Genomic DNA, 12815 nt, shown 5'->3' on the forward strand with positions numbered 1-12815 from the left:
AAATAATTATGAAAAATATATATAATACAATAAAAACATTTAGTTTGGCTATGGCTATTCTAACTGTTACATCGTGTACTTTTGATGAGGTAATCTCACCCAATGGACCCTCTGTTGCAGGAGTGCTAAGTAATGCTTCAAAGGGACAGCTTAATGAGCTTGTAGTCGGGATTGAATCTACTTTGCGAAGTGGAATTGCTATCGAAACAACTGCAAGTGGAACCATGGCAAGAGAACTCTACCTGTTTGATGCAGATCCTAGAAATACAGGAGATTTGTTAGGTAAAAATGGGATAGGTTTAGACAACAATTCATTTTATAGCACGGCACAATGGGCTGGAAGCTATAGATGTATAAAAAACGCAAATACTTTAATCGAAGCAGCTTCTAATACTGATGCAGTTACAGCTGCAGAAGCTAATGGTTATATTGGTTTTGCAAAAACTGTTATTGCTTATGAATTAATCCAAATTGTTAAATCTTATGGACAAGCAAGAGTAGATGTGTCAGATCCTAGTAATTTAGGTCCTTTAGTAGATGGTGCAACTGCTCTAGCAGCGGCTCGTGCATTATTAGATCAGGCTAATGGTGACTTGTCAGGTGCTGGAGGAAGCTTTGCTTTTAGCCTAAGCAGTGGATTTGATGGTTTTGATTCGCCAAGTTCATTTGCTCAATTTAACAGAGGAGTTGCTGGGATGGCTGCAGTCTATGCTGGTGATGGAACTGCTGCATTATCTGCACTTGCAGGTTCTCATTTGAACCTTGGAGGTGATTTAAATGTTGGTCCTAAGCATATTTTTGGATTAGGTGGAGGTGATCAAGCCAATGGTTTGTTCAAAGTAAATGGAGAAAATGGAGACCAGATTATTGTTCACAATAGTTGGATTAATGATGCTGAGCCTGGAGATAGCAGAGTAACAGAGAAAACAAATGTTCGGCCAGACCCTCAACCTCAAGATGGATTAAATGGTACTAATGAAACAAATTTATATGATTCAAACACTTCCCCTATCGATATTTTACGTAATGAGGAACTAATTTTATTATTTGCCGAAGCGAGTATTCTTGCAGGAAGTCCATCTGGAACTACCGTTAACGCACTTAATGTAATTAGAAATTCAGCTAATTTGCCTAATTATACAGGTGCAACTACTCCTGCAGCATTGACAAGTGAAATGTTACGTCAGCGACGCTATTCTTTATGGGCAGAGAACCATAGATTATACGATACAAGACGTTATGGTCTTTCAGGGTCATTGCCAATTGATAGGCCTGGAGATCAAATATTCACTACTCTTCCAGTACCTTTAGCTGAGAATGATATTTAATATTTGATAGCTACATAAATGTAAAAGCCCCGTTCACATGTGAACGGGGCTCTTTTAATATGTAATAGAAATTAAGCTGCTTCTCTTAATTTTTCTTTTTCAACCGTATCATCTGCAAATCTAATTTTAGCTCTATTCAACAAATAAAACATTGTAGGTACAATAACCAATGTTAAGAATGTTGCAAATGTCAATCCGAAGATAATCGTCCAAGACATTGGCCCCCAAAAAATTGTATTATCTCCCCCAATATATATTTGCGGATCAAAATCTGTAAATAAGGTAAAGAAGTTTATATTTAACCCAATTGCTAAAGGAATTAATCCCAAAATAGTGGTAATGGCTGTTAGTAAGACGGGACGTAATCTGTTTTGACCTGCCGCAATAATAGCCTCCCTGTATTGTTCACGGGTTAGTAATTGCTCTTCACCAATCCCAACTTCCTGTTTCTTTCTGTCAATTAACAATTGTGTGTAGTCAATTAATACGATAGCATTGTTTACAACAATACCGGCGAGCGAAATGATACCCATCATCGTCATGATCACAACAAAATCCATCTGGAAAATTACGAGACCAAAAAGCACTCCAATAAAACTTAAAACAATCGCCACAAATATAATAACTGGTTTAGAAACACTGTTAAACTGTGCAACGATGATCAATAGAATTAATGCCAGCGCGATGACAAGCGCTTTAACAAGAAAGGACATGTTCTTAGCCTGTTCTTCCTGTTCGCCTGTAAAATCATAATTAATTCCTTTGGGCATTTCATAGTTCGCCAGAGAACCTTCAATTTTGCCTACGATCTCAGTTGGGTTGAATCCTTCTAGTACATTTGAGTATATCGTAATAACACGCTTGAGATCTTTTCTTTTTATAGAACTGAATGTCGCAATGTTCTTAGTGGTTACTAAAGACGAGATAGGAATATTTTTTAAATTTCCATTAGTATCTCTAAAAGTAATATTCTGATTGAAAAGTGCACTTTCATTATACCTGTTTTCGTTTCCGAAGCGAACAAAAATATCATAGTCATCTTCCCCTTCTTTGTAGGTAGACGAATCGAAACCATAAATAGCACTTCTTAAAACACGGCCCACTTGGGCGGTACTTACCCCAAGTTCTCCAGCTTTTTTACGATCCACAAAAACTTCCATTTCTGGTTTGTTCTGATTTACGTCCAACTTCAATTCTTCAATTCCCTGAATCCCTAAACCGTTAATATATTCCTGTACATTTTGAGCTTCAGCGAGTAATTTATCATAATCGTCCCCTTTTAATTCTAGGTTGATGGCGTATCCTGCAGGAGGCCCATTGGCATCTTTATCTACAATCACACTTACCCCAGGATATCCTTGTACAGATTCTCTAAGCTCACTCAAGACCTCTCCACTACTTACTTTATTGCCATTTTCATCATAACGATATTTGAACTCCCTAAACAATACGGTTACTTTTCCTCGATGCGGCATTTCGTTTTGAGAGGCACCATCGGTTTGCGGATTTCCAGCACCTTCACCTACCTGCGAAATAATCGATTCTGCCATAAAGTTATACGGCTGTCCGTCTTTGGTATACTTGTATTGGTCTAAAACTTCAAAAACCTCTTGCTCGATAGTTGCTGTGATCTCATTTGTCTTTTCTATATCGGTTCCTTCAGGATATTCAATATATACAATTGCTTGGTTAGGCTGGTTCTCCGGAAAGAAAAGAACATTAGGTTGTGCTATTCCGAAGACAACAAAAGACAATAATAACAATCCGAAAGTCCCAAAAACAAACTTATACGCATTACTACCCTTCAAAGCATTCCCTAAAAATTTCTGATATTTTTTCTCTAAAGCTGGCATCCACTTGTACTGAAACTTATTCGATGCCGGGGCAAGTACATATTTAAAGAACCACAACAAAGCAGCGACGGCTATAAATAAGTTTCCGAAGCCAATAAGTGTATTAGGACTTCCCACAAACCCTAAGATTAAGAATAAAATACTCACAGCAAAAAGACCAATCCCTTTTTTAAGCAACGCTGTTTTAGCTCGGTTTTTCCATCCTCTGAAACTTAGGACTAATGCAAAAAGTAACGTTAATGCTCCTAATATCTGAAAAATAATATGTGTTTCGGTCAGTCCTGAAATAATCATCAAAGCACCAAAAAGGAGTAGTGATACACTAATTTGAAGTAAACTTTTCTTAGAGATCTCTCCTTCTTCCGTTTTCATAAAAACTGAGGTCAGCATAGAATTAATAACTAATGCTACAAACAAGGAAGAGAATAATACTGTCGCTAATGTCAACGGAAAGTAAATCATAAATTTCCCCATAATCCCAGGCCAGAATCCTAACGGTAAGAATGCTGCTAGCGTCGTAGCGGTAGAAGCGATAATAGGCCATGCGATTTCACCTACTCCCTGCTTAGCAGCTTCCAGTCGAGGCACGCCTTCATCCATTAATCGATAGACGTTTTCTACTACTACGATTCCGTTATCGACCAGCATCCCAAGGCCCATTACGGTAGCAAACAATACCATTGTATTTAACGTAATGTTGATTCCAATAAAATCTCCTACTATTGGTAAAATCAAGAAGGAGAGTAAAATTGATAATGGAATGGCAATACCTACAAACAATGCGTTTCTGAATCCTAAGAAGAACATTAGTACACTTACCACGAGAATAACACCAAAAATGATACTATTTTCAAGTTCAGCTACCTGAGCTTCAGTTCGTGTAGACTCATCACTGGTAATTGACAAATCAATAGTGTCTGGTAAATATGTTCCTTTAGCTTCTTCAAGAATTACACGAATCTCCTCCATAGCAGCAATCATATTCTCACCACTCTTCTTCTTGATGCTTAGCATGACTACAGGATCTCCATATTCTCTTGCATATGTAGTTTTATCTTTTTCTCTAAAATTGATATCGGCCACGTCCCGCAGCAAAACCACCCCACCATCTTCTTTAACCACTACATTTTCAAGATCTTTTGGCTGGTCTATTTCACCTATAACACGAATGTTTCGGCGCAATCCGTTTTCGATGACGTTACCCCCAGAGATGGTTACGTTTTCGTTCTGTATGGCTTGAATCACCTGATTCAAACTCAGGTTAGCAGCGGTCATTTTATATACATCTACGGCAACTTCTACTTCCTTGTCCTGAACGCCCAAAATTGTAGCCTCTTTAATTTCAGGGAGATCTTCAATTTCATCCTGTAGGTCTTCGGCAAATTCTTTAAGTTGTTCATTTGGGAAATCACCTTTTAAATTAATTTGTGCTATAGGGGTGATTTCAGAAATATTCAGGTCAAAAGCGTTAGGTTCTACTTTTGCACCACCATCTATAGTGGGCCAGTCCTGTTGGGCTTTTACAGCATCCAGTTTGTCTTTTACTTTAACTTTGGCCTCTTCGGGAGTGATCGTTTCTTCAAACTCTACCGTTATAATAGAATAGTCTTGAACCGAATTTGATGTAATTTTAGTTACACCCGAAATGTCATTCAATTCTTCTTCAAGAGGCTTGGTAATTAATTTTTCTACATCTTCTGCAGCATTTCCTGGAAACGCTGAACTTACATAAATTTTAGACTCAATAATTTCTGGGAACGATTCCCTTGGTAAATTAATGTAAGACATCAAACCACCAATAAGTACAATGGCAATAAGTACAAACGTGGTCATCTTGTTATCGATGGCCCAGTTTGATATTCCGAAGTATTTTTTCTTTTGTTCCATTCTGAATTATTTGGCTGATTTAATTTTAATTTTCGCTCCGTCCTTAAGGGTTAAAGCTCCTTCACGCACAATAGTATCGCCACTTTCGAGTCCGCTAATAACCTCAATTTCTCCATCATATTTAAGACCTGTCTCAATTTGTTTTTTAGTGACGACAGCTTCATCATTCTCCATTTCTGAAACAACAAATACAAATTTTTCACCCTTACTGTTTTCCTGTATTACATTTGCTGGTATCAGCATAGCGCCTTCTTTGCTGTAATCATTGATCTCCAGCTTTGCTACCAGATTAGGCTTGATAGTGTTGTCTTTATTAGGAACGTCGATCTCGATATCGAAGGTTCTATTATTCGGATTGATATAATTACCTACATTTTTTACTTTTCCTTCCACCTTAGAATTAATGGCCGGGAAGGTCACATTAACCAAAGTTCCTTTTTTAATACTACCTAAATATGTTTCAGGCACCGAAGCTTTAACAAACATATTATTAAGGTTTACAATTCGCATCAATGCTTGTCCTCCAGGAGCAACTACTTGTCCCTGTTCGGTAATAATTTCATCAATTTCTCCACTAAAAGGGGCGCGAACAGTAGTTCTGCCCAATTGTGCTTTCATTTGGTTTACTGAAGAAGCCAGGCCTTCCATATTCGATTTTGCCTGAAGGTATTGTATTTCACTTCCTATCTTCTGGTTCCAAAGACGCTCTTGTCTTTCAAAAGTTGTCTTTGCTAACTCATATTGGGTTTCCATTTGAGCTACCTGACTTGAAAGTCCGCCATCATCCACTTTAGCCAGTAATTGACCTTTACTTACTTTTTGACCTTCTGTAACATATACTCTTGTCAATAAACCTTGATATTCTGGGTAAATCAAAATATTCTGATTGGTTTCGACATTTCCTTGAATATCTACAAAGTGTTCAAATAAAGTATCATTAACTGTATAGGTTGTTACAAGAGGTAATTTTTTTAAGGTGTCGTTTTCGTCAATTGCAAGGTCAAGTCTTGTTAAAACAGCACCTATACTATCATATGACTTTAAAACCTCGGTCTTTTTCGCTCGTATTTTTTCAATGTCTTTTGAGGCTATAACTTCTTCAACAGATCCGGTTTCTGGACTGCCGCATGAAACGATAAGAAGCGCTAAGGTTAGGAGGGAGAATATGTTTTTCATGGTTTATAAATTTATCTTTTGATTGGATGTTTTAGTATTGATTTTTTATTTCTTCGGAAGTGATTCTTAGCTGAGGAACGTTAAGCACTGTTTCAATTTGTGCTTTTGCGTTGATTAACTCCAGCATTGATTGAAAATATTGTTGTTGCGCACTATACAATTGCGTCTGCGCCTGTCTCAAGTCAAAACTGGTAGAAAGTCCTTCGGTAAATTTAATCTGGTTTTTGTTTTCTATGCGTTCTGCCAATGCAATATTCTTTTTTGCATTTTCATATTTTTCAATGGCAAATTGATAATTGCTTTTAGCTGAGTTTAATTCGAGTGTGATATTCTGAATCGTTTCTTCCAATTCTGTTCTAGCTTGATCAAATGCAATTTCTGCCCGTTGTGTTTTTGCACTTCGCATTCCACTACTAAAAATAGGGACATTTAAACTGACTCCTAACACAGAAGATTGAAACCAACGTTGATCACTATCAAAAAAAGTAAAATCATTACTGTTTGCGGTAGTTCCATAATTCACAAAGGCAGATAACGTAGGGAGTGCTCTGCTTTTCTCAAGTTTTACTTCAAGACTACGCTGCTCGGTTAAATTAGTAGCAATTTTATAGTCTACATTCTCTTCTATATTTATACTTTTATCAAGATATTCTAGCGAGATATTACTTTCTGCAAGCGCATCGAGATTGTCTGTAAATACAACCGTTGTTTCAGTTGGAATCCCTAATGCAACATTAAACATTTCTCTTGCTATGGATGCAGAGCGTCTCGCATTACTTAGCTGTGTTTCAATATCAAGTAAGGTAATTTCAAGTTGCTCTACACTTTCTTCTTCGGTAAGTCCATTTTCAAAAATCTTTCGGGTTTCAAAAAGATTTTTATCGAGGGCTTCTTTATTTTTTTCAAAAATAGTGATGAGCGTTTCCGCAAGGAGGACACTTCCGTAGGCATTAATTACTCCTTTTCGAACTTCAAGGTTGGTTTTTTCGGCTGCATTTTCAGAAAAATCTAAAAAAGTTTGAGCCGCCTGAAGTCCTACAAGATAGCTTCCGTCAAAAATAAGCTGATTTAAAGTGGCAACGGCATTTGCATTTTGTTTTGTCCCAAAGGTAACAGGGACAAAGGTGCCAGGAGCACCCCCACTAAATTCGGCTGGAATTAGTGTAACAGGTTGTTTAAGATTATTATTATAAGAAACATTTCCATCTAACTGTGGCAGACCTGTGGCTGTTGTTTCCCACTTTTGTTTAATAGCCTTTGCGATGTCACGTCGTGCATTAATTGCTGTATAGTTACTGTCGATTGCGAAGGTAATGGCCTCTTGTAATGAAAATTCGTAGTTTTTTTGTGATTGTCCAGTTGCCAGGAAAAAGCTGAATAAGGTGATTGTTATAAGTTGGTACTTACGCATGATGAACGGTTGTTTTTATAAATTTGTTGAGAGTTTGCAGTCCTTCTTTTGTGACAATCCCTCGCAAGTGATATTCTAAATATTCTTCAAATAATTGTGCTTTTGGAAATTTTTGCCTTTCAAAAAGCGTATCGTCTTTAATTCCATTAACACCTACAAAATAGATACGTGAAACAAAATCAATGTCCAAATTTTCTCTGTAAAGGCCTAAGGCAACCCCTCTTTTTAAATTAGCAATGGTGCACTCCTGCATTTTGTCAAATTGTTTCATTTTCATGCCCTCTGCAATTTCAGGATAGTATTTTTGTAACTGATATTGAGGGGAAGATTTTTCATCCTTTAAGTGCAACATTACTAGCTTTTTAATTTCATACAACTCTTCAATTGGATTTTTATCCATGTCTTGAATTGTGTCAATTCCACAAGTAATAGTTTCGTATAACACGTTGGTAACTTCTTTTACTAAGGCGGTTTTATTCTTGAAATGTGCATAAATCGTTTTTTTCGAAATACCCATTTCATTCGCAATATCATCCATCGTTACACTCTTGAAGCCAAGTGTAATAAAGAGATCGGTTGCTTTTTGTGTTATCTTTTCTTTCATAGCGAGTGCAAATATACAATTGGAAACTTAAAATACAATAAAAGTTTCCAAAGTTTTAATGTTAATTTAACAATGAGATCAGAGAGCCAGTAAAACAATTTTAATCATTATGACCAAATAATAATCGTCATGCCTTATTTTTGCTGAAAATTTTGCGAATGGATTTTCTTATTCCTTATAGTACGTTATTAAATTCTCACCTTGAAAAGAAACTTGCCAGTAAAAAGGAACCTACTCAGTTGTATGAACCTATTAATTATATTGTAAGGTTAGGAGGTAAAAGGTTGCGCCCTATTCTTACATTGATGATTGCTGATTTTTTTGGCGACAAAAAAGAAGAAGCCATTAACGCAGCCATGGCGGTGGAGTTGTTTCATAATTTTTCACTGATTCATGATGACATCATGGATGACGCGCCTTTACGAAGAGGAAAAGAAACAGTCCACGAAAAGTGGGATACAAATACAGGAATCCTTTCTGGTGATGCCATGCTTATCCTAGCGTATCAGCTTTTTGAAGAATATGATGCTACGCTTTTTCAGCAATTGGCAAAACTATTCAGTAAAACGGCCTTAGAAGTTTGTGAAGGCCAGCAGTACGACGTAGATTTTGAAACCCGAGATGATGTGACTATTTTGGAATATATTAAAATGATTGATTGTAAAACAGCAGTACTTATTGGGGCAGCGATGAAAATGGGCGCTATCGTTGCTGAAGCTTCTGAAAGTTGTCAAGAAAATATTTACGAGTTTGGTCGTAACCTAGGCATCGCGTTTCAATTACAGGACGATTATTTGGATGCTTTTGGTGACCCTGAAACTTTTGGCAAACAGGTGGGTGGCGATATTATCACTAATAAAAAAACATTTTTATACCTCACTGCACTTCAAAAAAGTGAGCAGGAGGAGTCTGAAACACTTTCCCACTTATTTAGTATAGCTCCTAAAGATCCAACCGATAAGATTACGACGGTAAAAGAGATTTTTAAAAGTTCTGGAGCAGCTGAAGCTACTGTCCATGAAATTGAAAAGTATACTCGTAAAGCGAATGAGGTATTAAATAAGGTTGAAATTTCTCTAGAAAATAAAACAAAGCTTCAGGAATTTGGTGCTTGGTTGATGCAGCGTACGGTTTAAAAATAAACCCTAACAAAAGGGGCCCAGGGATTCGCATAAATACTTTCGTCTTCATCAAATAAGACATCATATCGAAGTCCAAAAGTAACAGGTCCTGTAGAATATCCTGCCCCAAGATAGAGGGCTGGATAAAAGTAACTGTCGTCTTCAACTGCAAATTGATCGTCGAAGTTTAAGGCAACGTAGTTTTCTTCAAATTCTGCAGACAATTGTATTTCAGGGATCACTGAATATAATGCCAATACACTTCCGCCTATAACTGTAGCATTATAGACATCTTTTTCAGAGGTATAAGTACCACTCAATCCCACCCCTGCAGCAAACTGATTGTTAAATTGATAAATGGCACTGGGAGCAAGCGTTCCGCTAACAATTCTATTACCAAAACTAAAACCAATTCCGCCTCCAAAACGCACATTTTCCCAGAAATTAGAAGGCTCTCCTTGTGCTGAGGTAGTTTCAGAAAAAAAGAGTGCGAGGATAATAGGTAGAAGTACAGATAATCTTTTAGCAGCGAGCAGTTTCATTAGGAAATATTTATGAGTTATACTCCTTAAATATATAAATTCGGTTCGGGGTAGTTATTAGATTTGTTGTATTTTTGTACTGTTTTTATAAAAAATAGACCTTTTTATTCCAAGTATGGATAAATATTCATTTCTCAATGCGGTTCATCCCGCATACATCGCAGAACTTTACGATAAGTATTTACAATTCCCAGATAGTGTAGAACCAAGTTGGCGTGCCTTTTTTCAAGGCTTTGACTTTGGGATAGAAAGCGGTTCTTTGGAGGGTCTAGGAATAGAAACCAGTGGAGATGAAGCTGTCATTTCTGAAAGTGTTTTAAAAGAGTTTCAGGTTATTAAATTGATTGATGGCTATCGTACACGAGGCCATTTATTTACAAAAACAAATCCAGTTCGCGAACGCCGAAAGTATGTTCCAACATTGGATCTTGAGAATTTCGGACTTTCAGATAATGATCTTCAGACTACTTTTAAGGCGGGTGAAATTTTAGGAATTGGCCCTAAAACCTTAGAGCAAATACTAAAACACCTCAATAGTATTTACTGCGATAGTATTGGGATCGAGTATATGTACATTCGGAAACCTGAAGAAATCCAATGGATCCAAGATAAACTGAATGTAAATGATAATCAACCAAACTTTTCCGAAGAAAAAAAGAAACAAATTCTTAAAAAGCTAAACGAAGCGGTTTCTTTCGAAAACTTTTTGCACACGAAATATGTAGGTCAGAAGCGATTTTCACTAGAAGGTGGCGAGAGCTTAATACCTGCGTTGGATTCACTAATTGAAGCTGCGGCAGAAAAAGGCGTAGCAGACTTTGTCATGGGAATGGCACACCGTGGTCGTTTGAGCACGCTTACCAATATTTTTGGAAAAAGTGCCAAAGACATTTTTAGTGAATTTGATGGGAAAGATTATGCACAGGACATTTTTGATGGAGATGTAAAATACCACCTTGGCTGGACCTCAAAACGAACCACCGAAAGCGGAAAAGATATAAATTTAAATATTGCCCCTAATCCCTCTCACCTAGAAACGGTTGGGGCAGTGGTAGAAGGTATTGCGAGAGCGAAGCAGGACCGACATCATAAAGACAATATAAGCAAAGTATTGCCTATTGTGGTCCATGGAGACGCTGCAATTGCTGGGCAGGGAATCGTGTATGAAATCGTACAAATGGCACAGCTTGATGGATATAAAACGGGTGGGACAATTCATATAGTCGTAAATAATCAGGTAGGATTTACAACCAATTATCTCGATGGTCGTTCATCAACCTATTGTACAGATGTAGGGAAAGTAACACTTTCGCCTGTATTGCATGTTAATGCAGATGATGCAGAAGCGGTAGTGCATGCCATGTTATTTGCTTTAGATTTTAGAATGGAATTTGGACGCGACGTATTTATTGACCTATTAGGATACCGAAAGTACGGACATAATGAAGGGGATGAACCTCGTTTTACACAACCCAAATTATACAAGGCTATTGCAAAGCATAGCAATCCGCGTGATATTTATGCCGAAAAATTATTCAAGCAAGGCGTTATTGAGAAAGGACATACCGAGAAACTTGAACAGGAATATAAAGATAAACTTGAAGAGAAGTTAGAAGATAGCCGTAAAGAAGATAAAACCGAAATCACTGCCATTATGAAAGATGAATGGGATGGTTTTGAGAATGCCGAAGAAGATACAATGATGAAAGCTGTCGACACGACAGTCGACCTAAAAGATTTAACGGAGATAGCGAAGGTAATTACACAGCTTCCAAAAGATAAAAAGTTTTTGCGTAAAATCTCAAAATTAATTGAGGCTCGTAAAACGATGTACTTTGATGACAATAAGTTAGATTGGGCAATGGGCGAATTGCTTGCCTATGGAACCTTATTAAAAGAAGGGTATGATGTACGTATGAGTGGACAGGATGTCGAGCGAGGCACCTTCTCACACCGTCATGCTGTGGTTAAAGTGGAAGAAAGTGAAGAAGAAATTGTTTTGCTCAATGATTTAAAAGGGGAGCAAGGGAACTTCTATATTTATAACTCTTTACTTTCAGAATATGGTGTCGTTGGTTTTGACTATGGATATGCGATGGCAAGCCCTAAAACCTTAACGATCTGGGAAGCCCAGTTTGGAGATTTCAGCAATGGAGCTCAGATCATGATCGACCAATATATTTCTGCTGGGGAAGACAAGTGGAAAACTCAAAACGGACTGGTCATGTTGTTGCCTCATGGCTATGAAGGTCAAGGTGCAGAGCACTCGAGTGCACGAATGGAGCGCTACCTTCAGTTATGTGCAAAAGACAATATGTTTATAGCAGACTGTACTACGCCTGCGAATATGTACCATTTGTTGCGTAGACAAATGAAAGTAAACTACAGAAAACCTCTTATTGTTTTTACGCCTAAGAGTTTATTAAGACACCCTAAAGTACTTTCGACCAAAGAAGAATTTGCGAACGGAAGTTTCCAGATGTTGATTGATGATCCGGAGGCAAAAGCAGCTAAAGTGAAGACAGTTGTTTTTTTAAGCGGAAAGTTCTACTATGATTTGCTAGAAAAGAAAGAAGAAGACAAACGAGACGATGTAGCATTGGTGCGAATCGAACAGTTATTTCCGCTTCCAACCGAAGCAATTGAACAAGTACTTAAAAAGTATAAAAACGCAGATGATATTGTCTGGGCGCAAGAAGAGCCTCAAAATATGGGAGCCTATTCGCATATGTTAATGCATTACGAACCTTCACGAAGCTGGAGAGTTTGCAGTCGCAGAATGTATGCAGCACCTGCAGCTGGAAGTAGCGTTCGTAGTAAAGCAAGACACTTAAAAGTAATTGAAAGTGTGTTTGACAAGAGTATCAACTAAAATGCTCTTTTTAAAACAATA

Annotated in this window: 8 protein-coding genes; 3 read left to right on the forward strand and 5 right to left on the reverse strand. The window is 37.4% G+C overall.

The features are described from left to right. Positions 1 to 8 precede the first annotated feature (8 nt). A complete protein-coding gene (locus ACFQO1_RS09195) occupies positions 9 to 1328 on the forward strand; it encodes a RagB/SusD family nutrient uptake outer membrane protein (protein WP_380217727.1) in 1320 nt (439 codons plus the stop codon). Between the two features lie 71 nt (positions 1329 to 1399). Here ACFQO1_RS09195 and ACFQO1_RS09200 read toward each other — a convergent pair whose 3' ends face one another. From ACFQO1_RS09200 to ACFQO1_RS09215, 4 genes are read right to left on the reverse strand one after another with little or no spacing between them, the layout of a single operon-like run. Next, on the reverse strand, positions 1400 to 5068 hold the full coding sequence (locus tag ACFQO1_RS09200; RefSeq protein ID WP_380217728.1) for an efflux RND transporter permease subunit: 3669 nt from the start codon (positions 5066 to 5068) through the stop codon (positions 1400 to 1402). A 6-nt stretch (positions 5069 to 5074) separates the two neighbouring features. Continuing rightward, positions 5075 to 6244: an efflux RND transporter periplasmic adaptor subunit gene (locus ACFQO1_RS09205; RefSeq protein WP_380217729.1), complete on the reverse strand. Its 1170-nt coding sequence runs from the start codon at positions 6242 to 6244 to the stop codon at positions 5075 to 5077. Positions 6245 to 6275: 31 nt separating this feature from the next. Further along, positions 6276 to 7655, reverse strand: a complete 1380-nt coding sequence (locus ACFQO1_RS09210) for a TolC family protein (protein WP_380217730.1) — start codon at positions 7653 to 7655, stop codon at positions 6276 to 6278. Then, positions 7648 to 8259 (reverse strand): TetR/AcrR family transcriptional regulator, encoded by a 612-nt coding sequence (locus ACFQO1_RS09215; protein ID WP_380217731.1) that lies wholly within the window; start codon positions 8257 to 8259, stop codon positions 7648 to 7650. Before ACFQO1_RS09215 ends, ACFQO1_RS09210 begins: the two co-directional genes overlap by 8 nt. A 158-nt stretch (positions 8260 to 8417) precedes the next feature. Between ACFQO1_RS09215 and ACFQO1_RS09220 the strand changes: the two genes are divergently transcribed. Continuing rightward, complete coding sequence (locus ACFQO1_RS09220; RefSeq protein ID WP_380217732.1) at positions 8418 to 9395, forward strand: polyprenyl synthetase family protein; 978 nt, start codon at positions 8418 to 8420, stop codon at positions 9393 to 9395. Here ACFQO1_RS09220 and ACFQO1_RS09225 read toward each other — a convergent pair. Further along, on the reverse strand, positions 9392 to 9922 hold the full coding sequence (locus ACFQO1_RS09225; protein ID WP_380217733.1) for an alpha-ketoglutarate decarboxylase: 531 nt from the start codon (positions 9920 to 9922) through the stop codon (positions 9392 to 9394). The two genes, ACFQO1_RS09220 and ACFQO1_RS09225, sit on opposite strands and share 4 nt — an antisense overlap. A gap of 115 nt (positions 9923 to 10037) precedes the next feature. On the opposite strand from ACFQO1_RS09225, the gene ACFQO1_RS09230 reads away from it, so the two are divergent. Further along, positions 10038 to 12794 carry a 2-oxoglutarate dehydrogenase E1 component gene (locus ACFQO1_RS09230; protein ID WP_380217734.1) on the forward strand — a complete coding sequence of 919 codons (2757 nt, stop codon included), beginning with the start codon at positions 10038 to 10040 and terminating at the stop codon, positions 12792 to 12794. Positions 12795 to 12815 lie beyond the last annotated feature (21 nt).

Origin of the sequence: Jejudonia soesokkakensis (assembly GCF_042664795.1) — a bacterium.
Taxonomy (GTDB): domain Bacteria; phylum Bacteroidota; class Bacteroidia; order Flavobacteriales; family Flavobacteriaceae; genus Jejudonia; species Jejudonia soesokkakensis.